This is a genomic window from Streptomyces sp. DH12, assembly GCF_020873895.1.
In the GTDB taxonomy this organism is placed as follows: domain Bacteria; phylum Actinomycetota; class Actinomycetes; order Streptomycetales; family Streptomycetaceae; genus Streptomyces.
On sequence record NZ_JAHWGT010000443.1, the window covers coordinates 1 to 615 of the forward strand.

General features: G+C 73.2%; 1 pseudogene. It reads right to left on the reverse strand.

The annotated features are described in order from the left end of the window. A pseudogene (locus LPA54_RS35070) lies at nucleotides 1-615 on the reverse strand (pyridine nucleotide-disulfide oxidoreductase); the annotation flags it as partial.

Below are 615 nucleotides of genomic sequence, written 5' to 3' on the forward strand. Positions count from 1 at the left end.
GTGCCGTCGCTGTCCCGGTACGTCTCCAGGATGCGCAGCCACACCTCGCTGATCGTGGGGAACGCCGGGACGGCGTGCCACAGCCGGTCCACCGGCACTTCGCTGGTGACGGCGACGGTCGCCGAGTACAGCAGCTCCTGGACGCCGGGACCGACGAAGGTCGCCCCGACGACGTTCCGCCGCTCGGTGTCGACGATCACCCGCGCCCGGCCCCGGTACCCCTCCGCGTACTGCACCGCGCCGGCGATCTTCCCGATGTCGTAGTCCACGACGTCGACCTTCAGCCCCGCCCGCTCCGCCTCCCGCGCGGTCGGACCCACCGACGCCACCTCCGGCTCGGTGAAGACGACCTGCGGCACCGCGGCGCTGTCGGCGGTCGGGGCGTGCCGTCCCCACTTGCCGTCGTCGAGCGGCTCCCCCTTGGCGCGCGCCCCGATCACGGCGCCCGCGATCCGCGCCTGGTACTTGCCCTGATGGGTCATCAGGGCGCGGTGGTTGACGTCCCCCACGGCGTAGAGCCAGCCCTCCGGGACCTCCGGCACGCGGTAGGAGTCGTCCACCGGCAGCCAGTCGCCCGGGGTGAGACCGACCGTCTCCAGACCGATGTCCCCGGTG